We start from the raw sequence: 20,892 nt of genomic DNA, 5'->3' as shown, positions 1-20,892 counted from the left end.
CTCGCTTCGAGCCGGTCACCAGTGCACGACATGAAGCCGGGTTGAGGTCAAACCGTTGACGGTCCGACGCCGGGCGACTCGACCAGCCGGGAGAGCACGATGGTGCTGCGGGACGAGGTGACGAACGATTCGGCGCGCAGCCGTTCGAGCGCCTCCTCCAGGTGTGAGATGTCCGCGGCGCGCAGGTGCACGAGCGCGTCGGCCTCGCCGGAGACGGTGTACGCGCCGACCACCTCGGGGTGCCGTCGTGCGGCGGCGCCGATCTGGGCCGGGGTGGTGCGGCCGGCGCAGAACAGCTCGACGAACGCCTCGGTGGTCCAGCCGACGGCGGCGGGGTCGACGACGGCGGTGAATCCCCGGATCACACCGGCGGATCGGAGCCGGTCGACCCGTCGCTTGACGGCGGGGGCGGAGAGTGACACCCGGGTGCCGATGTCCGCGTACGAGGCGCGGGCATCTGCCACGAGCAACGCAATGATTCGCTGGTCTACCGCGTCTATCTGCAACGTTCTGCTCCCGGGAAGCAATGCTTGTGGCTGTTACCAAAGTTGTACCGTACCTACTCTTGGTGACCGTGAACCAGCAGCGAGTCTCGCGAAAGCGGACATATCTCATGTGCTCGCCCGAGCACTTCGCGGTCGAGTACGCGATCAACCCGTGGATGGACGTGACCACGGCGGTCGACGCCGACCTGGCGGTGAAGCAGTGGGACCGGCTGCGGGAGACGCTCGTCGGGCTCGGTCACGACGTGTATCTGCTCACCCCCGAGGCGGGGCTGCCGGACATGGTCTACGCCGCGAACGGCGGGTTCGTGGTCGACGGGACGGTCTACGGCGCCCGGTTCAAGCACGAGCAGCGGACCGCCGAGGCCGCCGCGCACCGGGCGTTCTACGAGGAGCAGGGCTGGCGGTTCATCGCCCCGAACGAGACGAATGAGGGCGAGGGTGACTTCGCGTACCTGCCGGAGGCGCACGGCGGCCTGATCCTCGCCGGGCACGGCTTCCGGACCGAGCCGGCCGCGCACGCCGAGGCGCAGGAGGCGCTCGGCCGCCCGGTGGTCTCGCTGCGCCTGATCGACCCGCGCTTCTACCACCTGGACGTGGCGCTCGCCTCGATCGACGACGAGAACATCGTCTACTACCCGGGCGCCTTCTCCGCGGCCAGCCAGAGGGTGCTGGCCCAGTTGTTCCCGGACGCGATCGTCGCGGACGACGAGGACGCGCTGGCGTTCGGGCTCAACCTGGTCAGCGACGGGCTCAACGTGGTGCTGAACAACGAGGCGACCCGGCTGGCCGGCAAGCTGAAGGCGGCCGGCTACCACCCGGTCCCGGTGGAGCTGGCCGAGCTGAAGAAGGGCGGTGGCAGCGTGAAGTGCTGCATCGCCGAGCTTCGGCACTGAGCCCCGGCACGCGAAGGGCGGCCTCCCCGCGGGGAGACCGCCCTTCGACGTGTACGGGAGCCGGTCAGCCCAGCGTGGCCAGCTCGTTGATCACGATGTTGGACAGCAGCCGGCCGTCGGTCTGCACCCGGCGCAGGTACCACTTCTGCTGCGGGGTACGGGTCTGGTTGAACTGCCAGGTGCCGCGCGGGCTGTCCACCTGGCCGATCTTGCCCAGCGCCAGGTTTACCTGCTGCGGGGACGGGTTCCCCCCGGCCAGCCGGATCGCCTTGTCCAGCACCAGCGCGGCGTCGTAGGAGGCCATCGCGTACGTGGTCGGCGCGGAGTTGAACGTCTTCCGGTACGCCGAGGCGAAGATCCGGTTGGCGGTGTTGTTCAGGTCGGCCGAGTAGTTGAGCGCGGTCTCCAGGCCGTTCGCCTCGATCAGCTTGCGGTCGCGGCCCTTCTCGCCGTCGTCGAGCTGGTCCAGCGCGGTGCCCTCGGTGAGGAACCCGGGGGCGTAGATCGGCCCCCGGTAGCCCTGGGCGTAGAGCTGCTTGACGAACTGGACGGCCTGGGTGCCCGAGTAGTGGCAGAAGACCGCGTCCGGCTTCCGCCCCAGCGCCTTGCGGATCGGCCCGGCGTACAGCTCTCGCGTGGGGTTGTCGGAGTCGTCGGTGAAGATCGGGTCCTCGGTGAGCCGGCGACCCCGCTCGTACGCCCGCCGCAGCCCTTCGACGACGTCCTCGCTGCCCTGGCCGCGGGTGCCGAAGATGGCGATGCGGCTCGACGCGTCCAGCTTCTGGCGCAGGTACTCCCCGAGCGCCTCGCCGGGCTCGGTCAGCACGTACGACGTACGCCAGATGTAGACGACGCCCTGCAGCGTCGAGGGCGACGCGTTGGAGCCGATCAACGGCACCCGGGCCTCCTCGACCGAGTCCTTGATGCCGGTCATGACGGCTGGGCTGACCACGCCGGTGAGCGCGAGCACGCCCTCCTTGAGTAGCCGCTCCACAGCGGCCTTGCCGGACGCGGCGGTGGTGCCCTCCTCGGCGGGCACCAGCGTGACCGGGTGGCCGGCGATCTGCTGGCCGCGCAGGCGGAGGTAGAGCTGGAAGCCGTTGGTGATCTCGTCGCCGATGGCCTTGTTCGCCCCGCTGCCGGGCACGATCAGCCCGACTTTGATCGGGCTGCCGGACCCGGACTGCTCCCCGGTGTCTGCCTCCCCGGAGCCGCAACCCGCCGCCAGTCCGGTGGTACCCAGTGCGGCCAGCATTTGCAGGGCTCGCCTGCGGTTCATCTGTGCCACCGACTTCCTTCCCGACGGGGTGGCCATGGTGCACACCCCTTCGGCGTTCTACCTGGTCGGCGACGCTGCGTCAATGCCTTGAAGATCATCGTGAAGCGACCGCAACGCCTGTGTCACCCGGGGCCAGGCGGTGGAGGCCGGGTCGATCAGCCCGAAATGCTCGCATTCGGGCAGCTCAATCAGCGTGGAAGTGCCGCCGGCGGCGCGGTCGGCGGCCACCCAGGACCGGCTGATCGAGGCGGGAACCTGCACATCCAACTCGCCGTGCATGACTACGGTGCGTGTCGGTGCGGGTACGGATTTCGCCGGATCCGCGTCCGCGTACCGGTCCGGCACTTCCTCCGGCGAGCCGCCGAGCAGCGCGGCCACCGCCCCGCCGTCCAGGTCCAGCCGGTACGCCTCGGCGAGGTCGGCCACCGGGGCCAGCGCGAGCACCCCGGCGACCGTCTGCGGGGCGTGCGCGGCCACGTACAGGGCCAGGTGCCCGCCCGCGGAATGGCCGATCAGGATCGGCGGTACGGGCGCCACCCGGCCGGGCAGCGCCGCGGCGGCCAGGCCGGGCAGGGCGGCGACCCCGGCGCGGACGTCGGTCAGCGTGTGCGGCCAGCCGCCGCCCGGCTGGCCGGTCCGGCGGTACTCGATCTGCGCGACCGGGTGGCCCAGCGCGGCCAGCGCCGCCGCCATCGGGCCGGTGTGGGCCCTGTCGTACTCGGCTCGCCAGAAACCGCCGTGCACCACGACGACGAGCGGCCGCGGCGGCCCGTCGCCGGCTGGCCGGCGCAGGTCGGCGAGCTGGTCCGGGTGATCGCCGTAGGCGACCGTCGCGTCCGGCGGTGGGGACGGGCGGGTCAGCACCTCGCGCGGGTCGGAGAGCATGTGGCGACCGTAGCGCCCTCCGGTCCGGCCGCGTGCGCACGGTCGGCGTGGGTAAAGATGGGTGCCATGACCGAAGCGCATTCCGGACGGGACGACGAGCAGGGCAACGATGGCATCCCCGGCACCGTGGTGGTGGTCGGGCCGGACGGCCGCCCGGTCGGCACGGTGCAGACCGAGGAGGGCAAGGGCGAGGACCCGACCCGCCTGGTCGAGCAGCCGGCCAAGGTGATGCGGATCGGCAGCATGATCAAGCAGCTGCTGGAGGAGGTGAAGGCGGCGCCGCTGGACGACGCCAGCCGGAACCGGATGCGGGAGATCCACGAGCGCTCGATCGTGGAGCTGAAGGAGGGCCTCGCGCCCGAGCTGCGCGAGGAGCTGGAGCGGATCTCGCTGCCGTTCACCGAGCAGCAGACGCCGAGCGAGGGCGAGCTGCGGATCGCGCACGCCCAGCTGGTGGGCTGGCTGGAGGGCCTGTTCCACGGCATCCAGGCCGCGCTGGTGGCCCAGCAGATGGCCGCCCGCGTCCAGCTGGAGCAGATGCGCTCGGGCCGTCAGGCGCTGCCCAGCGGCCCCGGCGGCGTGATCCCGGGCATCCCCGGGATGCCCGGCCCCGGTGGCGAGGGCCACGCGCCCGGCCAGTACCTGTGACCCACCGGCCGGGGCGCGTCGAGCGCCCCGGCCGGCCGGTCAGTCCACCCCGAAGACCTTCTCCAGGTACGCCGCCACACCGTCCTCGGTGTTCGGCCCGGTGACCTCGTGTGCGATCTCCCGCACCGCCGGGTGGGCGTTGGCGACCGCCACCGCGCGTCCGGCCCAGGCCAGCATCGGCACGTCGTTGGGCATGTCGCCGAAGGCCAGCACGTCCCGCTCGCCGACGCCCAGCCGCTCCGCGTACCAGGCCAGCCCGGCCGCCTTCGTCACGCCGGCCGCCGAGATCTCGATCAGCCCGCTGTACGACGAGTGGGTCGCCTCGGCCAGCCCTTCCAGCGCGCCCGCCACCACCTGTACGAACACGTCCGGGTCCTGCTCACCGGCCCGCGCCAGCAGCTTCACAGCGGGCGCGGCGAGCAGCTCCTCGGGCGACTCGACTGCCCGGATCGCGTCGAGGTCGGCGTCCCAGCGCAGCGGGTAGTGCGCCTCGTGGCGCATCTGCCGGCTGTCCACGATCTCCACCGCGAGGCTCACCCCGGGCACCTCGGCGCGCAGCCGCCGGGCCACCTCCGCCAGCAGTTCCGGGGCGAGCGGGTCGGCCCGCAGCACCTGGTCGGTGACCGGGTCGTACACCACCGCGCCGTTGGCGCAGATCGCCGGCAGCGGCTCGGTGAGCTGCTCGTACACCATCTGGAGCCAGCGGATCGGACGGCCGGTGACCAGGACCACCGGCGTGCCGGCGGCGTTGATGCGGGCCAGCACCGCGGCGGTACGCGGGCTGAGCGTCCGGTCGTCGCGCAGCAGCGTGCCGTCGATGTCGGAGGCGACGAGACGAGGTGGATCTTCCATCACCGGGACAGTAGTCGGTCCAGGTAGACCGCGACCCCGTCGTCGTCGTTGCGCAAGGTGATCTCGTCCGCCGCGGCGCGCACCTCCGGGTGGGCGTTCGCCACCGCCACCCGGGCCCATCCCGCCCAGTCGAACATCGGCAGGTCGTTGGGCTGGTCGCCGAAGACCAGCACGTCGGCCGGGTCCACGCCGAGCCGCTCAGCGATCACGCTCAGGCCGCTGGCCTTGTCGGTGCGGGGCGGGCAGATCTCGACGAAGCCGAGCCCGGCCTGGGTGAGCGTGGCCACTTCCGGCGGCACGATCGCCCGCGCCGCCGCCAGCAGCTCGTCCACGTGGTGGTCGGCGGTCCGGGCGAACGCCTTGATCACGTCGCAGGACAGGCATTCGACCCGGCTGCGCGCCTCGAACCGGTCCGGGTAGGGCCAGCTCGGGTGGTAGTCGCCCCACAGCGGCGCGTCGTGTTCGTCCGACGCCTCCACCATCACGGTGAGCGGGCCGACCACCGCCTCCAGGTCGGTGAGGATCCGGGCCAGCACCTCGCCGGGCAGCCGCTCGTCGCGCAGCACCAGCGGCCCCTCCGGGTCGCTCTGGTCCACCACCCGGCCACCGCCGGCCATCACCAGGAAGTCGGCGGCCCGGATGTCGTTGCGGGTGAGTTCGGTCAGGCGCGGTCCGCGGCCGGTCGCGCCGACCACCGGAATCCCGGCGGACCGCACCCGGTCCAGCACCCGATGGGTGTACGCGGAGACGGTCTCGTCGCTGCGCACGAGCGTGCCGTCCAGGTCGGTGGCGATCAGCTTGGGCAGTCCCGGGCGGGTCATGGTTCCTCCTTCGCCCGCCGCCGTCACGCCGGCCGACCAGGTCCTCGGTGCCGCGACCATGGGACGGCGGGCAGCAACCGTATCTCGCGGAACGGGCGGCAACCACGGCTTTCCGGCGAATCGGAGACGAAGCGACGACGGCCCCGCGGTGGCCGGCGGGCGCGGTGCCGGCGCTGCGTCAGCGGGACCGGTCGGGGTCCGCGAACGGCACCGTGGGCTGCACCGTCAGGTCCGCGGGCGCCGGAGGCAGGTCGTCCTCGGCGGTCCGGCCCCGCCGGGCGGGCCGGTCATCGGGCCGGTCGTCGTCCGGCTCCTCGTCCACGGGCGCGTCCCCCGCCGGACGGCCGGCCAGGCGCAGCGCGGCGGCCAGCAGCGCGACGGCGAGGAACGCGGTGGCCAGGCCGCGCCCCTGCTCCACGTCGAGGCGCTGGTCCCCGACGAAGAACAGGATGCGCCGGGCCAGCTGCTGGAGGGACGCGGCGGTCGCGACCAGCACGCCGAGCACGCCCGCCGAGAGGGCGAGCCCGGCGAGCGCGGCGTGCCGACGGACCGCCGGGGCGCCGCGCAGCGCCAGAGCCAGCGCCACGGACAACCCGAGCAGGCCCACCAGGTACGCGACCCCGAACCCGCCGATCTCGGAGATGCCGCTGGTCAGCCGGGTGGGCGCGTCGTCGTCCCGGGCCTCGGCCGGCACCGTGATGATCAGCCACTCGCCGATCAGCGAGGCGACCGCGGCCACCGTGGCGAGTCCGGCGAGCACCGTCGGCAGACGGCGGTCCCGGCCCAGCGCGGCGAGTGTGCGTCCGGCCCGGCCGGAGGACTCCGGCTCGGCGTCACCCCACTCGACGACAGTGGTGTCGTCGGACCGGTCGTCCCGCACGGGGTTTCGCTTCTCCTGCCGGGGGACGGGGAGATCCTGTGACATGGCCACCCTTCCCGTACGCGGGCCTGCGTCGAATCATGGCACAGCACACACCCGCCGGCCCGGATCGTCGTGCGGAGGTGCGGTGCGACGCGGCCCGCTTTCGGTTAGCGTCGTGCCATGCCTATCCGTACCGCATCCGCTCGCTGGCAGGGCAACCTCACCGAGGGGTCCGGCACCGTCCGCACCGGCAAGGGCGGCCTGTCCGGCAACTACTCCTTCAAGTCGCGCTTCGAGGAGGGCGAGGGGACCAACCCCGAGGAGCTGATCGGCGCCGCACACGCCGGCTGCTTCTCGATGGCGCTCTCCAAGCAGCTCGCCGACGCCGGCGCCCAGGAGACGGCGGTGGAGACCACCGCCAAGGTGCACTTCGACAAGACCGACGCCGGCATGACCGTGACCCGCATCGACCTGGAGACCGTCGGCCAGGTTCCGGGCATCGACCAGGCCGAGTTCACCAAGCTGGCCGAGGCGGCCAAGGAGAACTGCCCGATCTCCCGGCTGCTGTCGCCGGGTGCGCAGATCACGCTGAACGCCCGCCTGGCCTGACCATCACGTACGGCACGGCGAGGGCGTCCTGCGGGCCGCCCTCGCCGTGCGACGTGCCGATTGTGGGGGAGTGACCGGGCCGCGTGGCCGTGGAGATGAGCCGGGACCGGTTCGAGGAACTGGTCGGTGAGGCGCTCGACGAGGTGCCCGAGGAACTGCTCGGGCTCATGAGCAATGTGGTCATCCTGGTCGAGGACGACCCGCCGCCGGGCGAGGACCTGCTCGGCCTGTACGAGGGGCACGCGCTCACCTCTCGCGGCTGGGATTACTCCGGCGTCCTGCCCGATCGCATCCTGATCTACCGCAATCCGATCCTGGCGATCTGCGACACCGACGACGACGTCGTCGAGGAGGTCGCGGTGACAGTGGTGCACGAGATCGCCCACCACTTCGGCATCGACGACGAGCGTCTGCACGCCCTCGGCTGGGGCTGACCGGCCGCGGCGTGCCTCCGCCCGGCTGATCCCGGCGGTTGCGCCGGTCCCCTAATCTCCGTGGTCAGGCACATCCTGACCCAGGAGGAAAACCCATGCGCAGCGCGCTGTTCTCCGCGGAGAACCTCGAGAAGGAGTCCCAGCAGCCGGGCATGCGGTTGCAGAACTCCAAGATGCTGAAGATCGAGCTGAACGGCGAGGCGATGGCCCGCGTCGGCTCGATGGTCGCGTACCAGGGCCAGGTGCAGTTCCAGGCCCTCGGCTCCGGCGGCATCGGCAAGTTCATCAAGCAGCGCCTCACCGGTGAGGGCGTGCCGCTGATGAAGGTCTCCGGGCGCGGCGACGTGTTCCTCGCCGACTTCGCCAAGGACGTGCACATCATCGACCTGGAGCCGGGCGACGCGCTGTCCATCAACGGCTCCAGCGTGCTGGCCTTCGACTCGACCCTGCAGTACGACATCAAGATGGTCGGCGGCGCCGGTATCGCCTCCTCCTCCGGCCTGTTCAACTGCGTCTTCACCGGGTACGGCCGGATCGCCATCACCACCAAGGGCACCCCGGTGGTGCTCAACGTGGACGCGCCGACGTACGTGGACCCGCAGGCGGCGGTCTGCTGGTCGGCGAACCTCCAGACCGGCTACCACCGCGCCGAGCAGCTCGGCCTCGGCACGCTGCTCGGCCGCAGCACCGGCGAGGCGTTCACGATGAGCTTCGCCGGGCAGGGTTTCGTCGTGGTCCAGCCCTCGGAGGAGCCTCCGGTGGCCGGCAGCGGCTCCCAGCAGCAGGGCGGCATGCTCGGCGGCCTGCTGCAGTGACGGCCCGGTGCCCGGGGCGCCCGCCGTGGTCGCCCCGGGCCGGTCAGCTCAGCTCGCCGGACCGCAGCCGGGCCACCCAGGCCGCCGCATCGGCGTAGTCGAGGTCGGAGAGCCCGCTCGGCGCCGGCGCGGGCCGGTCACCCGCCGCCGCGTTCCAGCGGTGCCGGGGGTACGACCCCAGGAACCGCACGTCGGCGCAGACCCGGCGCAGCCCCTGCAACGCCTCGCCCAGGCGTACGTCGGCGACGTGCCCGGCACAGTCCAGGAAGAACACGTACCGGCCGAGCGCCTCACCGGTGGGGCGGGACTCGATACGGGTCATGTTCACGCCCCGCACCGCCAGCTCCATGAGCACCGCCAGCAGCGCGCCGACCCGGTCGTGCGCGATGTAGACGGCCAGCGAGGTGAGGTCGTCACCGGTCGGCGGCGGAGGCGGTCCCGGGCGGGACACCAGCGCGAAGCGGGTCACCGCGTCCGGATGGTCGGCGATCTTGTCGGCGAGGACGGCGAGCCGGTGCCGGGTCGCGCCGATCGGGGCGCAGATGGCGGCGTCGTACTCGCCGCTCGCCGCGCCGGCCGCGGCGGCGCCGTTGGAGAGCACGTCGACAACTGTGGCGTCGGGCAGGTGCTCGCGCAGCCAGCCCCGGCACTGGGTGGACGCCTGCGGGTGGGCGGCGACGCCGCGCACGTCGGCGAGCGTGGTGCCCGGCCGGGCGGCGAGCACGAACTCCACAGGCAGGACGACCTCCCGGGTGATCACCAACGGGTCGCCCTCGGCAAGCTCGTCGAGCGTCACCCCGACCGCGCCGCCGATGGAGTTCTCCAGCGGCACCAGAGCCGCGTCCGCCTCGCCGGCGCGTACCGCGTCGAGCGCCTCGCCGACGCTGCGGGCCGGCGTGCGCTCCCCGCGCTCGGCGGCTGGCACTGTTCGCAGGGCCTGCTCGGCGAAGGTGCCCTCGGGGCCCAGGTAGACGAAGCGGGTCGGCGGTGTTCCCGGCATGCCGACCAGCCTACGCACCCGGCGTGCCGTCGCAGGCCAGGGTACGGATGCCGGGCGGCCCGAGGGTCCGCACCTCGACGCCGCACACGTCCGTCCCGGCCGTCACCAGGGTCGGCGTGCCGCTGTCGCCCCGGGTGACCACCTGCAGCTCCTCGTGTCCGGTGACCGCCAGCACGGTGTACTGCCAGCCCTCGGCGCAGAGCGGGCCGGTGGTCACTGTGACCCGGACGTCGCGGGGCAGCACTCCGGCGGACCCGCGCAGCAGCGTGACGATCCGGTCGCCGGACGGCCGGCCCCGGCACGGCGTCGCCGCCACCGGCGTGGACGGGGAGAGCGCGGGCGCGGACGGCGTGACCGGCGCGGCCGGTGTGGCGCTCGCGGTGGGCGTGGCGGACGCCGGCGGGACCGGAGCACCGGTGGCGACGGCGGGCGGCGTGCGCAGCTCGGGCGGCGTGCCGCAGGCGGCGAGGGTGAGCACTGTCAGCAGCGCCAGCAGGCGGCACCGGCGACGGGGGTGTGGGGTGCGGAGCACGATGGGTGTCCTCGGGGCATCGAGGGATGTCGTCGTATGGCGGGGTCGAGCCCATCGTAGGAGGAGTGCGGGCCCGGGTGAAGCGTGCCGGGCCTCGTCGCAGCTCAGACCGCGGAGAGGAAGGTGAGCGAGCCGGCCACCACGCCGTCGGTGAGTACCGGGGTGGAGATCGCGTCGACGGTGCGGCCGGCGTCGGAGCCGGGCCCCTGCACGCGGAGCAGGCCCCGGGCGAGCCGCCCGGAGTGCAGCGCGAGCAGCGGCGGGATCTTGTCGGTCTCCTGTTCGGTCAGCTCGCTCGGGCTGGCCGTGAAGTCCACCAGGCGCAGGCCGCCCTCCAGCAGCGGCAGGCCGATCACGTCCTCCGGCGCGCCCAGGCAGAGCAGCGCGCAGCCGGACGAGGAGATCGCCACGACTGTGGTGCCGGCGTCGATCAGCAGGCACGGCTCGGCGGCCCGGGAGACCATGCCGGACCACTGCCCGAAGTTGTCGGACTCCTGCTCGGTAGAGGCCGCCGGGGGCGCGAACACGTCCGAGAGTGAGAGTTCGACGTGGGCCACCGCGCCTCCTATGTACACCGACGGTCTGTCCACGCTAGCCGGTCGGTGCGGCGGGAGCATCGGCTGCCGGGCGGCCGGCGACGACGCGGACCGACGGAACCAGTCGGGGGGCGGAGCCGGGGGCCGCGTGGCGTCGCCGGAGACGTTACCGGTGGGCGGCCCGCTTGTCAGCGGCCGTTCGGCCCTCGTCGTACCACCGGTAGTCGGCGGTTGGACGGTACGTGCCGTTGAACCACGTCGACGGCGCCTGGGCGACGCGGGACAGCTTCTCGGCGGTGGCCGGGCTGATCCGGTTTCCGCCGGCCACGAGCAGGCGGTCCAGCTCCCGGTGGGTGGCCATGAGGCAGTCCTTCGGCAGCCCGTAGACGCTGATCACCCCGGAACCGACGAACGTCAGCACCGGGCTGACCGGGATCGGCAGGCCGACCGCGTCGGAGAGGGCCTTGCTGGCCCGCTTGGCGTCCCGGCGCGCCTCCGCCACGTACGGCGGGCGCTTGCCGTTGATCTGGACGACGTCGCCGGCGACGAGCACCCGCGCGCGGCCGTGGTCGGCGATGGTGACCGCGAACAGGCCGCTCGGGCCGATCGCCAGGAACCCGGCCCGGTCGTCGCGGACGCGGTCGAACAGCATGTCGGCCGGGTCTGTCCGGGGCCACTCGATGACGTGCCAGGCGGGCCCGAGATGGTCGAGCTGGCCGAGGGCGCGGGCCCCGGCGGCTTCCAACCGGCGGGCCCCCCGCTCCGCCCGGCGACGCCGGGCCCACTCCAGTGGAGTCGGTCGGGCCGGTTCGAGCACCGAGGTGGGCTCGACCCGGGTGTGCGGCACCGTGCGGGGCGGCAGTGCCCTGCTCGGTACGGCTCGACGAGCGGGAAAGACAGTCATCGCGACCTCCGGCAAAAGGTCTCTCGAAGTTATGTCTCCACTACCCTACGTTGCACACCCGGGGGCTCGGCAAGCAGGGGCGCCGGAGTGAGTGCGGATGAATGCCATATTCATCCACCCTTCTTTTCCGAATGGTGCGCAAGCCTGCCCTAGGCTGCGGGGGTGACCCACTATGTGGACAGCGAAGTCGCCCGGCTCGGGACGGTGTTGCTGCACCGCCCGGGACCCGAACTCGCCCGCCTCACCCCACGCAACAACGACTCGTTGCTGTTCGACGCTATCCCATGGGTGGGACGGGCGCAGGAGGAGCACGACGCGTTCGCGGCGGCGCTGCGGTCCCGCGGGGTCGAGGTGCTCTACCTGGCCGACCTGCTGGCCGAGACGCTCGCCGTGCCGGACGCCCGGGCCGAACTGACCGAGCAGGTGCTGCGGTCCCGCCGGCTCGGCCAAACCCTGCGACGCCGGGTCGCCGACCACCTCACGTACCTGGACCCGGCCGGGCTGGCCGACGTGCTGATCGCCGGGCTCGCCCACGAGGAGCTGCGCATCGGCGGCGACCGTCCCGGCGGTCTGGTGTGGACCCTCATGGACCGGCACGACTTCGTCATCGACCCGCTGCCCAACCTGCTGTTCACCCGCGACTCGTCGGTGTGGATCGGGGACCGGGTCGGGGTGACCAGCCTGGCCATGCCGGCGCGGCGGCGGGAGACCACGCTCACCGACGCGATCTACCGCTTCCACCCCCGGTTCGTCGGCACCGAGTTCGTCTACCACCCCCGGCTGGAGCATCTGGAGGGCGGCGACGTGCTGCTGCTCGCCCCGGGGGTGCTCGCCGTCGGTGTCGGCGAACGCACCACCCCGGCCGGCGCGGAGCGGCTGGCCCGGCAGGTGTTCGCCGCCGGCCTGGCGCACACCATCCTGGTGGTCCCGATCGCGCAGGAACGCGCCACCATGCACCTGGACACGGTCTGCACGATGGTCGACACCGACGCCGTGCTGATGTACCCGAACATCGCCAACGAACTGTCCGCGTACACGGTGATCGCCGGCGCGGACGGCGACGACCTGCGGGTCGACGGCCCGGCGCCGTTCCTGCGGGCCGCCGCCGACGCGATGGACCTCGACCAGCTCCGGGTCATCGACACCGGCCTCGACCCGGTCACCGCCGAACGCGAGCAGTGGGACGACGGCAACAACACGCTCGCGCTCGCGCCCCGGCTCTGCGTCGGGTACGAGCGCAACGTGGAGACCAACGCGCAGCTGGAACGCGCCGGCATCGAGGTGATCGCCATCGCCGGCTCGGAGCTGGGCTCCGGCCGGGGCGGCCCGCGGTGCATGTCCTGCCCGCTGGTGCGGGAGAAAGGCGGGGTTCCGGACCCCGCCTGACTCCCGGGACCGTCAGCGCAGCGTCAGCTGGCGGCCGAGCAGACCCTGCCGGGACCGGCGGCCCGCCGCGTCCAGCGGCGCCTGCTCCGCGACCGCCTCGGCGTAGCGCTTGGCGAACTCCGCCAGCGGCGCCTCCCACTCGGCGGCCGGGGTGTCCTCCGGCAGGTCCCAGACCGGTGCGAGGCGCCCGTGCGCCCGGAACATGCCCGCGAACTTCGTGTCGTCGCCGAGCGTCAGCGCGCCGGCCGCGCTGAGCCGGGACAGCGCGTCCAGCGCCGCGTCCTCGTCCTCGGGCAGGACCATCCGCACGTGGGCCTTCTCCGGCACCTGGCACCAGTACGCGGCCCGCGCGGCGGCCAGCTTCACGGTCGGGTAGATCGCCGAGTTGGCCCGCTCCAGGGACGCCTGCACGTTCGGGTCGTCGGCGGCGCCCGGGTCGAGCCAGAAGTCGAACCCGTCGTGCATGCTGATCTCCAGCGGGCCGTCCACCAGGATGTCCTGGAGGCGCGGGCCGGGCCCGGGCAGCGGCGGCACGCTCACCTGACCGCCCGGCTCGGTCCGCAGCGCGGAGATCAGCGCGTCGGCCAGGTCCCGGGAGACGTCGCCGGACTGCTGGTGCCGTTGCAGGCCGATGAAGACGCGCCCGTCCGGCTTGGTCATCGCCGGGGCGGCCATCGGCAGAACGGTGGCCAGCGTGACCGGCCGGTCGCCGTACTCCTCGATCAGCTCCGGGGTGAGCCGCAGCGGCGCGGAGGCGGCCGGGACCAGCTCGCGCAGGGCGATCCACTCCGGCTCGTCGACCAGGCCCTCGAACGGCCGGGGCACGAAGACGTCGCGCACCTTCTCCCGCTTGGGCGTGCTCTCGCCGACCCGCTGGTTCTTCCGACGCTTGCTCATGGCGAGACAGCCTAGATGCCGGGCCGCGCGGGCGGGGGCAGGACCCGCCTGCCCGTGCGTTCAGCCGGCCGCGACCAGATCCGGCCGGTGCGCCGGCACCGGGTCGAACCGCGCCCAGACGCTCTGGCCCAGGCCGTCCCGCTCCACGCCCCAGCCGCTGGCGAGCCCGGCGACGATGTGCAGCCCGCGCCCGTCGGCCGCGTCCGGCGAGGCGGCCCGCATGCACGGGCCGGCGCCGGAACCGCCGTCGGTGACCCGGAGCGCGACGATCGGCCCCTGCTCGGTGACCCGCAGCCGCCAGGCGACCCGGACCACGCCGCCGGGCAGCGCCTCGGCGTGCCGGACCGCGTTGCCGACCAGCTCGGCGAGGACCGCGACCAGGTCGGCCAGCAGAACCGGGGGTACGACGCCGGTCAGCTCGTCGGCGAGCCGGTGCCGGGCCAGGCGCGCGCCGGTCGGGTCGTGAGGCACCACCACACACCACGACCGCTCGGCCGGACCAGTCGACACGTCGTTCCTTCCCCGTCTGCGAGCGCCGGGTCAACCCCGCGGCAGCCGCACCTCTGCGACCGTACCGCCACCGGCTCTGGGCCGGAGGGATACCCATCCATTCTGCTGTTCAACGATCTGGCGGACGAGATAGAGACCGAGCCCCGCGCCCGGGTATCGCCGGCGGTCGCCGGACTCGCCCTGCCAGAACCGGTCGAAGGCCCGCTCCACGTGTTCCGGGTGGATGCCGATGCCCCGGTCGGCGACCCGGAACGAGACGGTCCGTTCGTTCGCCTCGGCGGTGATCTCGATCGGGGTGTCCGGCAGCGAGTACTTCCCGGCGTTGGTGCCCAGCTCGGTGAGCACCGTGGCGAGGCTGTGCCGGTCGCCGAGTGCCTTGGGCAGGTCGGCCGGCAGGTCGAGCACGACCCGGTGCCGGATGTCGGCCGGCAGGTGGGTCACCGCGGCGCGCAGCGCGTCGACCAGGTCGAACGGTGCGGCCGGTTCGCCGCCGGGGCGATTCTCGGTGGCGGCGGTCAGCAACCTGTCGACCAGGCGGGCCAGCTCGTTCGCGCGCTGGCCGATGATCCGCGCGGCCTGCCGCCGGTCGTCGTCGCTGAGCGAGTCCCAGTGGTCGGTGAGGGTGTCCGCGTACCCCTTGATCACGGTCACCGGGGTGCGCAGCTCGTGGCTGGTCACCGCCACGAAGAGGTCGCGGTCGTGGTCGCGCCGCTGCTGGTCGGTGATGTCGCGGAAGGTGACCACGCGCAGCGCGTTCGGGCCGGGCAGCTCGCCGGAGGTGATCCGCAGCCAGCGGCCGTCGGGCATCCGGTGGTCGAGCACCTGACCCGGCGGCGGCAGCGGGAACGGCAGCGGGCGGTTCAGCGCCTCCTCCGTCGGCCGGCCGGTCACCTCGGCCGCCGCCGGGTTCCAGAGCCGGATCCGCCCGTCGCGGTCCACCACGGCCAGCCCGTCGGCGAGCGCCGCCACGACCGGGCCGTCCCCGTGCACCGGCAGACCGGTCTGGTCGCCGTACATGTGCGCGACGCACGCGGCCACGTAGCCGATCACGGCGCGCTGCGCGGGTTCCGGCGGCTCGCCCAGTGGGTAGAGCGCGTGCAGGCTGCCGACGGTGAGCCCGCCGATCTCGGCACGCGCCACGATCATCCGGCAGAGTCCCCGGCCGGCCACCTCGTCGGCGAGCGCGCCCGGGATCGCGTCGACCCGGACCTCCCGCACCGGCGGCCCGGCGAGCAGGCAGACGGTGGCCGGGTCGGTGGCGGGCAGCGGTCGGCCGAGCACGAACTCGGCGCGGCCGGTCGCCGCGATGACCCGTCCGCCGGCCGGAGTGAACTCCACGAAGACCAGGCCGGCCGCGCGCACCGCCGGTTCGACCTCGTGGAGCAGGCGGTTGAGCACGGCGGGGCCGGACTCGCCCGAGTTGATCATGTTGATCACAGTAGTGTGGCCGGCGATGAGGGCGGGGTAGTCGGTTCGCTCCGGCATGTCCCGAGTGTGCCGCGCGGCAGCCCTCCCGGACACCCCCGGCCGGTCGACCGTCCCCGATACCGATCGACCGGACTCACCGGCCCAACCGGGCCAGCGCGTGGGCCGGCCGGTCCGTGATCACCCCGTCCACGCCGGCTTCCAGCACGAGTTCCAGATCCTCCGGCTCGTTGACCGTCCAGACGTACACCGCGTTGCCGGCCGCGCGCAGCGCCGGGACCAGCCGCGGCCGGGCCCGGACCAGACCCACCCCGGGACCGGCGATCCGGCTGCCGAACGGCAGCCGGCCCAGCGGCAGCAGGCGCGGCAGCACCTCCAGCAGCAGCACCGTGGGCAGCGCCGGGGCGAGTTCCCGGACCCGGCGTACGGCCAGTGGCGAGAACGACATCACCGTCACCTGGACGGGATGCCCCCGGCGGGGCTCGTCCAGCCCGTACCGGCGCAGCAGCGCGACCAGGCGGCGCTCGACCTCGCCCCGGTAGCGCGAGGGGTGCTTGGTCTCGATCAGCAGCCGGACCGGCCGCCCGGCGTCGAGCACCGCGTCGAGCAGCCGCTCCAGCGTGAGCAGCCGGGTGTGCGACTCGTCCAGCGGCGCGTCGTCCTCGGCGAGCGTCGCGCCCCGGTGCCAGGAGCCGAAGTCGAGCGCGTCGAGTTCGGCGAGCGTACGCGCGCTGACCAGCCCGCTGCCGTTGCTGGTCCGGTCCAGCCGGCGGTCGTGCACGCAGACCAGGTGCCCGTCGCGGGTCAGCCGGACGTCGCACTCCAGCCCGTCCGCGCCCTCCTCGATGGCGCGGAGGTAGGCGGCGAGCGTGTGTTCCGGCAGGTCGTACGAGGCGCCGCGGTGAGCGAAGACCAGGGGGACGGTCATGACCGCCTCAGGCGACCCGGCCCGGCTGCCCGTCGTCGGTGACCACCGGGCGGCCGGCGGCGGCCCAGTCACCCATCCCGCCCTCGACGTTGCGCACCTGGTCCCAGCCGTTACGCATCAGGTAGCCGACGACCTGGGCGGAGCGGCCGCCCGAGCGGCAGATCACCGCCACGTCGCGGTCCTGCGGGATCTCGGCGATCCGGGCGGGCAACTCGGTCATCGGCAGGTGATGGGCGGCCGGCGCGTGGCCGGCGGCCCACTCGTCGTCCTCGCGGACGTCGAGCAGGTAGACGTCGTCGGGCACGGCCGACGCGGGGACGCTGGGTAGCGGGGCTCCGAACACGGTCACCAAGCCTAGTCGCCCGAACCGCTCACAGGCGGTTGACCCAGCGCGGGTTGGCGCCGGCCCATTCCGGCACGTGTGTGTCGCGCAGCGCGGCGAAGAGCCCACCGCTCCCGTTGTCCAGCACCACGTACGAGATTCCGTCGATGGTCTGCGGGTAGGAGGGGATCTGGACCCCGCGCAGGGCGTCCGCGGGCAGCCCGCGCAGCGCGAAGAGCAGCTCGTCCAGCGGTACGCCGTTGGTGTCCACGGTCAGCGCCCCGCCGGCCGCGCGCAGCACCCGGTCCAGCTTGACCGGGTCGGTGCGCAGGCGCGTCTCGCCGGCCCGGTCGAGCACCGCCCGGAGCATCTGCTGCTGGTGCCGCTGCCTGTCGAAGTCGCCGCCCGGCAGGTCGTAGCGCTGCCGCACGTAGTCGAGCGTCCGGGCCCCGTCCATCTGCTGGCAGCCCGCGTCGAACTGGTGCCGGGTGTGGATCGAGCGCACCGGCGTGTCCACGCACATCCGGATGCCGCCGAGCTGGTCGATCACCTGCTTGAAGCCGGAGAAGTCGACGAGCGCCGCCCCGTCGAAGCGGATTCCGGCGAGCCGGCTCAGGGTGGCGCTGAGCAGCCGGGCGCCGCCCTCGCCCCCGCCGCCGTGCTCGTACGCGGCGTTGACCTTGTCCTGGCCGCCGGGGAAGCCGGGTGTCGCCGGGAGTGCCACCAGCAGGTCGCGGGGTACGGAGATCAGGTACGCCTGCCGCATGCCGGCCGGCACGTGCACGATCAGGATGCTGTCGGAGCGCTGGTCCTCGGGGTTCGCGCCGGGCCGGTGGTCGGAGCCGATCAGGAGGTAGTTGAGCGCGCCGTCCAGGTCTGTCCGCTTCTTCCGGGCGGCCGGGTCGAGCAGCTGCTCCTTGGCGACGGTGCGGTCGTAGCGGTGGGTGAGCCAGTTCAGCCCGGCCACGCCGAGCGCGGCGAGCAGGACCAGGACGAGTCCGGCGCCGAGCAGGAACCGGGCCCAGCGGGCGGGTGCGCCCCGCCCTCGTCGGTTCCGTGCTGGCCTGGACGTGACGATCCCCCCGTAGCCGCGACATGAGACCCGCTCACGTCAGGCTACGGGGGGAGCGGCCGACCGGTGGCGCTTTCGCGCAGGTCAGCAGGTCATTTACGGGTGGAGAGGACGTCCGGGTTGGAGATCACGAAGTCGGCCAGCTTGTCGTTCTTGACCGCCTGGAACATGTCCATGGTCGTCTCGTTGAACGTCTCCCGGCCGTTGTCGTTGCCGGCGAACGTTCCTCCGTTGGTCCGCAGGGTGACCAGGTCGTTCCCGTTGAGGTTCTTGAGCGTGAAGATGAAGTCAGCGATCGGTACGCCGCCGGTGTCCAGGACGAACGCCTTGCCGGCCGCCTTCATCAGCCCGTTGAGCTTGATCGGGTTGGTCAGCATGCCGCCCTCGGTGGCCTTCTTGGCCATCGCCTTGATGAGCTGCTGCTGGTTCTGCTGCCGGTCGTAGTCGCTGTTCGGCAGGCCGTAGCGCTGGCGGGAGTAGTCGAGCGCCTCCCAGCCTTCCATCTCCCGGCAGCCCTTCTTGTGCACCACTGCCTTGTACGGCTTGCCGGTCTTCTTCGCGTCCGCGTTCCACATCGCCTTGCCGTCGACGTACGACATGTGGTGCGACTTGACCTCGTGGCTCACGCAGATGCGTACCGAGCCGAGCGCGTCGATCACGCTCTTGAAGCCGCCGAAGTTGATGATCGCGGCGCCGTCGAAGCCGATCCCGGTCATCGACTTGATCGTCTTGGCCATCAACTGGGCGCCGCCCTCCCAGCCGCCGCCGTTCTGGGCGCCGTGGAAGAAGGCCGCGTTGATCTTGTCGGTGCCGCCCTTGTAGCCGCTCTTCTCGAACGCGGGGATACGCGCCTCGGTGTCCCGGGGGATCGAGATCAGGTACGCCTGGTCGTGGCTGGCGGGGATGTGCAGGATGATGATCGTGTCCGACCGGACGTCATCGGCGGCCCAGCGCTCGCGGGCGTCCACACCGAGCAGCAGCATGTCGATCGGGCCTTCGAGGCTGTTGCCGCCCTCGGCCTCGCTCTTGCCGGCCCCGCCGAGCAGGTTGCGCTGGGCGATGTTGTCGGTGGCCTGGCCGATTACCGCCTTGCTGCCGACGATCGCGACGCCACTGGTCACCATCAGCACGGCGCCGAGCACCAGCGTGAGCTTCGCCCAGAGTGGGTCCTTGCGCTTGGTGCGCTTCTTCTTGCCACCGCCGGAACCGCGACCGCCAGGACCGGGCTGTGTGGGGATGACCGGAGGGACCCGCCCGGATGATCCGGGTGCCGGTGACTGCGGGCGACGGCTGGTCTGGACCGACATGCGTGCTCCAGCTCGGTGATCGGGGGCGGGACCACTTTACGTATATGTTCCCGTTCTCGCGACCTCGTAGGGCGGCAATTCCCATCAATACCGGCCCACGTTCTCGGTTGTGGCCGAACGGGCAGGGGTAAGGGGCCGGTCGGCGGTTTTGCCGCCGCGGTGGCGTGGTTCTCACGCGCGACACCGGCTCTGTCGTTCGTGCGCTGCCGTCAGCCGCCGGCGCTGTCGCCCGAACCCTTCTGGTTGGCCTGCATCCACTCGGCCATCCGGTCCGCGGCGATCGCCTTGTACATCGCCAGCGCCTTCTCCCGGTCGGAGACCACCACAGACTGGCCATCGATGGTCTGGCCGCCCAGGTGCGGGCTGGTGACGAACGTGAGGTTCTCGCCTCGCAGACTGCGGAACTGCACTGCCATGTCGGTCAACGAGAATCCCTGGTCGACCGTGACGGCGGCGGTCACCGCCTTGAGGAAGTCGTTCAGCTTCTTCGGGTTGGTGAGCGTCCCGGTGCTCGCCGCCTTGTCCATCAGCGCCTTCAGGAACTCCTGCTGATGCCGCATGCGGGCGAAGTCGCCGTCCGGGAACTGCTTGCGCTGCCGGACCCAGTCCAGCGCCTCGGCGCCGTTCATGTGGTTCACGCCCTTGGTGAACGTCCGGTACGGCTTGTGGATCGAGGTGATGGTCCGCTCCACCTTGAGGTCGACCCCGCCCAGGGCGTCGGTGACCTCCTTGAAGCCACCGAAGTCGATGGCCATGACGTGGTCGATCCGTACGTCGGTGAAGCACTCCACGGTCTTCACCGCGAGCGGCAGGCCGCCGAACGCGAACGCCGCGTTGATCTTGTTGCGGGAACCCGAGTCGCAGGACGCGCCGGCGTTCTCCGGGATCGGCACGTACAGGTCACGCGGCACCGAGACCAGGTAGGCGCGCTTGTGGTCGGCCGGGATGTGCATGACGATCACGGTGTCCGCGCGCCACTTGCCGGAGCCGTCGACCGGGGCGTCCGGGTCCCGCGAGTCGCTGCCCACGAGCAGGATGTTGAACGCGCCGTCGACCTGCTTGGCCGGCCGGCCCCCGGTGATCCCGGCGAACGGGTCCGTACGGGCCAGGTCGTCGTCGAGGTTGCGGGCGTAGAACCAGGCCCCGAGGCCGCCGAGCAGCGCCAGCACCAGCACCACGACACCGGCCACCAGGCCGATGCGTCCCCAGCGGGGCCGGGGGCCGCGCCGGCCCGGGCCACCCGGGCCGCCGTCGCCCGGACCGCCGGGTCCGGTCGGCCCCACGGGACCGCCGGTACGGCCCGAGCGGGGCGCCTCGTCGTGCGGGGGATACCAGCGGGCATCCGAGGTGCGGGCGCGCCCGGTGGCGCCCCGGCCGGAGCCGGGAACCGAAGCGCGGCCCGCATCCCGGTTGAGGTGGTGCGGGAAGGGGGCGCCGGCAGACGAGGTCGCTGACATGTAACCGAGGGT

At 72.7% G+C, this 20,892-nt stretch carries 24 protein-coding genes; 6 read left to right on the top strand and 18 right to left on the bottom strand.

Going from position 1 to position 20,892, the window contains the following annotated elements; translation table 11 throughout:
* Positions 1-47 precede the first annotated feature (47 nt).
* Positions 48-506, bottom strand: a complete 459-nt coding sequence (locus MicB006_RS31260) for an Lrp/AsnC family transcriptional regulator (RefSeq protein ID WP_073831115.1) — start codon at positions 504-506, stop codon at positions 48-50.
* A 59-nt stretch (positions 507-565) separates the two neighbouring features.
* On the opposite strand from MicB006_RS31260, the gene ddaH reads away from it, so the two are divergent.
* Positions 566-1,399, top strand: a complete 834-nt coding sequence (gene ddaH, locus MicB006_RS31255; RefSeq protein ID WP_370013395.1) for a dimethylargininase — start codon at positions 566-568, stop codon at positions 1,397-1,399.
* Positions 1,400-1,463: 64 nt separating this feature from the next.
* Here the strand turns inward: ddaH and MicB006_RS31250 are convergent, their stop codons facing one another.
* The gene (locus tag MicB006_RS31250; protein WP_116510942.1) at positions 1,464-2,687 is read right to left on the bottom strand and encodes an ABC transporter substrate-binding protein; all 1,224 of its coding nucleotides are present in this window, start codon (positions 2,685-2,687) and stop codon (positions 1,464-1,466) included.
* A 48-nt stretch (positions 2,688-2,735) separates the two neighbouring features.
* Entirely contained in the window at positions 2,736-3,563 is an 828-nt protein-coding gene (locus tag MicB006_RS31245) for a S9 family peptidase (protein ID WP_116510941.1), read from the bottom strand.
* A gap of 57 nt (positions 3,564-3,620) precedes the next feature.
* Here MicB006_RS31245 and MicB006_RS31240 point away from each other — a divergent pair, with 57 nt between their 5' ends.
* On the top strand, positions 3,621-4,211 hold the full coding sequence (locus MicB006_RS31240; protein WP_116510939.1) for a bacterial proteasome activator family protein: 591 nt from the start codon (positions 3,621-3,623) through the stop codon (positions 4,209-4,211).
* Positions 4,212-4,250: 39 nt separating this feature from the next.
* On the opposite strand, the gene MicB006_RS31235 is transcribed toward MicB006_RS31240, so the two are convergent.
* The 3 genes from MicB006_RS31235 to MicB006_RS31225 form a co-directional block, all read right to left on the bottom strand.
* Positions 4,251-5,063 (bottom strand): HAD family hydrolase, encoded by an 813-nt coding sequence (locus MicB006_RS31235; RefSeq protein WP_116510938.1) that lies wholly within the window; start codon positions 5,061-5,063, stop codon positions 4,251-4,253.
* Positions 5,063-5,884, bottom strand: coding sequence for an HAD family hydrolase (locus tag MicB006_RS31230; RefSeq protein ID WP_073831109.1), 822 nt, complete (start codon positions 5,882-5,884; stop codon positions 5,063-5,065). The genes MicB006_RS31235 and MicB006_RS31230 overlap by 1 nt, the downstream gene beginning before the upstream one ends.
* A gap of 178 nt (positions 5,885-6,062) precedes the next feature.
* Positions 6,063-6,764, bottom strand: a complete 702-nt coding sequence (locus MicB006_RS31225) for a hypothetical protein (RefSeq protein ID WP_225980587.1) — start codon at positions 6,762-6,764, stop codon at positions 6,063-6,065.
* A 162-nt stretch (positions 6,765-6,926) separates the two neighbouring features.
* Here MicB006_RS31225 and MicB006_RS31220 point away from each other — a divergent pair, with 162 nt between their 5' ends.
* From MicB006_RS31220 to MicB006_RS31210, 3 genes are all read left to right on the top strand, one after another.
* The gene (locus MicB006_RS31220) at positions 6,927-7,355 is read left to right on the top strand and encodes an OsmC family protein (protein ID WP_013289315.1); all 429 of its coding nucleotides are present in this window, start codon (positions 6,927-6,929) and stop codon (positions 7,353-7,355) included.
* Between the two features lie 89 nt (positions 7,356-7,444).
* Complete coding sequence (locus MicB006_RS31215) at positions 7,445-7,789, top strand: metallopeptidase family protein (protein ID WP_174534013.1); 345 nt, start codon at positions 7,445-7,447, stop codon at positions 7,787-7,789.
* 95 nt (positions 7,790-7,884) lie between these two features.
* Positions 7,885-8,604: an AIM24 family protein gene (locus tag MicB006_RS31210; RefSeq protein ID WP_073831107.1), complete on the top strand. Its 720-nt coding sequence runs from the start codon at positions 7,885-7,887 to the stop codon at positions 8,602-8,604.
* Between the two features lie 43 nt (positions 8,605-8,647).
* Here MicB006_RS31210 and pheA read toward each other — a convergent pair whose 3' ends face one another.
* The 4 genes from pheA to MicB006_RS31190 form a co-directional block, all read right to left on the bottom strand.
* On the bottom strand, positions 8,648-9,604 hold the full coding sequence (pheA, locus tag MicB006_RS31205; protein WP_116510934.1) for a prephenate dehydratase: 957 nt from the start codon (positions 9,602-9,604) through the stop codon (positions 8,648-8,650).
* A 10-nt stretch (positions 9,605-9,614) separates the two neighbouring features.
* Positions 9,615-10,136 carry a hypothetical protein gene (locus tag MicB006_RS31200; protein ID WP_225980586.1) on the bottom strand — a complete coding sequence of 174 codons (522 nt, stop codon included), beginning with the start codon at positions 10,134-10,136 and terminating at the stop codon, positions 9,615-9,617.
* Between the two features lie 104 nt (positions 10,137-10,240).
* The gene (locus tag MicB006_RS31195; RefSeq protein ID WP_073831105.1) at positions 10,241-10,693 is read right to left on the bottom strand and encodes a hypothetical protein; all 453 of its coding nucleotides are present in this window, start codon (positions 10,691-10,693) and stop codon (positions 10,241-10,243) included.
* Positions 10,694-10,838: 145 nt separating this feature from the next.
* Positions 10,839-11,576 (bottom strand): hypothetical protein, encoded by a 738-nt coding sequence (locus tag MicB006_RS31190; RefSeq protein ID WP_073831104.1) that lies wholly within the window; start codon positions 11,574-11,576, stop codon positions 10,839-10,841.
* Positions 11,577-11,738: 162 nt separating this feature from the next.
* Here MicB006_RS31190 and MicB006_RS31185 point away from each other — a divergent pair, with 162 nt between their 5' ends.
* Positions 11,739-12,962 carry an arginine deiminase gene (locus MicB006_RS31185; RefSeq protein ID WP_116510932.1) on the top strand — a complete coding sequence of 408 codons (1,224 nt, stop codon included), beginning with the start codon at positions 11,739-11,741 and terminating at the stop codon, positions 12,960-12,962.
* Positions 12,963-12,974: 12 nt separating this feature from the next.
* Here the strand turns inward: MicB006_RS31185 and MicB006_RS31180 are convergent, their stop codons facing one another.
* The 8 genes from MicB006_RS31180 to MicB006_RS31145 all read right to left on the bottom strand — a co-directional run bounded on the left by MicB006_RS31180 (position 12,975) and on the right by MicB006_RS31145 (position 20,880).
* A complete protein-coding gene (locus MicB006_RS31180; protein ID WP_116510930.1) occupies positions 12,975-13,859 on the bottom strand; it encodes a DUF5926 family protein in 885 nt (294 codons plus the stop codon).
* A 60-nt stretch (positions 13,860-13,919) separates the two neighbouring features.
* Complete coding sequence (locus MicB006_RS31175) at positions 13,920-14,369, bottom strand: ATP-binding protein (protein WP_116510928.1); 450 nt, start codon at positions 14,367-14,369, stop codon at positions 13,920-13,922.
* A gap of 30 nt (positions 14,370-14,399) precedes the next feature.
* Positions 14,400-15,854, bottom strand: a complete 1,455-nt coding sequence (locus MicB006_RS31170) for an ATP-binding protein (protein ID WP_116510927.1) — start codon at positions 15,852-15,854, stop codon at positions 14,400-14,402.
* A gap of 76 nt (positions 15,855-15,930) precedes the next feature.
* Positions 15,931-16,722 (bottom strand): glycerophosphodiester phosphodiesterase family protein, encoded by a 792-nt coding sequence (locus MicB006_RS31165; protein WP_116510925.1) that lies wholly within the window; start codon positions 16,720-16,722, stop codon positions 15,931-15,933.
* Between the two features lie 7 nt (positions 16,723-16,729).
* Entirely contained in the window at positions 16,730-17,065 is a 336-nt protein-coding gene (locus MicB006_RS31160; RefSeq protein ID WP_073831178.1) for a rhodanese-like domain-containing protein, read from the bottom strand.
* Between the two features lie 28 nt (positions 17,066-17,093).
* Positions 17,094-18,011, bottom strand: coding sequence for an LCP family protein (locus MicB006_RS31155; RefSeq protein ID WP_225980585.1), 918 nt, complete (start codon positions 18,009-18,011; stop codon positions 17,094-17,096).
* A 197-nt stretch (positions 18,012-18,208) separates the two neighbouring features.
* Entirely contained in the window at positions 18,209-19,423 is a 1,215-nt protein-coding gene (locus tag MicB006_RS31150; protein WP_116510923.1) for an LCP family protein, read from the bottom strand.
* Between the two features lie 209 nt (positions 19,424-19,632).
* On the bottom strand, positions 19,633-20,880 hold the full coding sequence (locus tag MicB006_RS31145; protein WP_073831096.1) for an LCP family protein: 1,248 nt from the start codon (positions 20,878-20,880) through the stop codon (positions 19,633-19,635).
* Between the last annotated feature and the right edge of the window lie 12 nt (positions 20,881-20,892).

The organism is Micromonospora sp. B006 (assembly GCF_003408515.1).
GTDB classification, from domain to species: domain Bacteria; phylum Actinomycetota; class Actinomycetes; order Mycobacteriales; family Micromonosporaceae; genus Micromonospora; species Micromonospora echinospora_A.
This window is presented reverse-complemented; position numbering and strand designations above follow the sequence as displayed.

Excerpts from the sequence above, each read along its gene's own strand:
- MicB006_RS31180 (WP_116510930.1), bottom strand. The coding sequence starts at position 13,859 with ATGAGCAAGCGTCGGAAGAACCAGCGGGTCGGCGAGAGCACGCCCAAG.
- MicB006_RS31150 (WP_116510923.1), bottom strand. The coding sequence starts at position 19,423 with ATGTCGGTCCAGACCAGCCGTCGCCCGCAGTCACCGGCACCCGGATCA.
- MicB006_RS31220 (WP_013289315.1), top strand. The coding sequence starts at position 6,927 with ATGCCTATCCGTACCGCATCCGCTCGCTGGCAGGGCAACCTCACCGAG.
- MicB006_RS31165 (WP_116510925.1), bottom strand. The coding sequence starts at position 16,722 with ATGACCGTCCCCCTGGTCTTCGCTCACCGCGGCGCCTCGTACGACCTG.
- MicB006_RS31190 (WP_073831104.1), bottom strand. The coding sequence starts at position 11,576 with ATGACTGTCTTTCCCGCTCGTCGAGCCGTACCGAGCAGGGCACTGCCG.
- MicB006_RS31210 (WP_073831107.1), top strand. The coding sequence starts at position 7,885 with ATGCGCAGCGCGCTGTTCTCCGCGGAGAACCTCGAGAAGGAGTCCCAG.
- MicB006_RS31245 (WP_116510941.1), bottom strand. The coding sequence starts at position 3,563 with ATGCTCTCCGACCCGCGCGAGGTGCTGACCCGCCCGTCCCCACCGCCG.
- MicB006_RS31240 (WP_116510939.1), top strand. The coding sequence starts at position 3,621 with ATGGGTGCCATGACCGAAGCGCATTCCGGACGGGACGACGAGCAGGGC.
- pheA (WP_116510934.1), bottom strand. The coding sequence starts at position 9,604 with ATGCCGGGAACACCGCCGACCCGCTTCGTCTACCTGGGCCCCGAGGGC.
- MicB006_RS31235 (WP_116510938.1), bottom strand. The coding sequence starts at position 5,063 with ATGGAAGATCCACCTCGTCTCGTCGCCTCCGACATCGACGGCACGCTG.
- MicB006_RS31170 (WP_116510927.1), bottom strand. The coding sequence starts at position 15,854 with ATGCCGGAGCGAACCGACTACCCCGCCCTCATCGCCGGCCACACTACT.
- MicB006_RS31145 (WP_073831096.1), bottom strand. The coding sequence starts at position 20,880 with ATGTCAGCGACCTCGTCTGCCGGCGCCCCCTTCCCGCACCACCTCAAC.
- MicB006_RS31230 (WP_073831109.1), bottom strand. The coding sequence starts at position 5,884 with ATGACCCGCCCGGGACTGCCCAAGCTGATCGCCACCGACCTGGACGGC.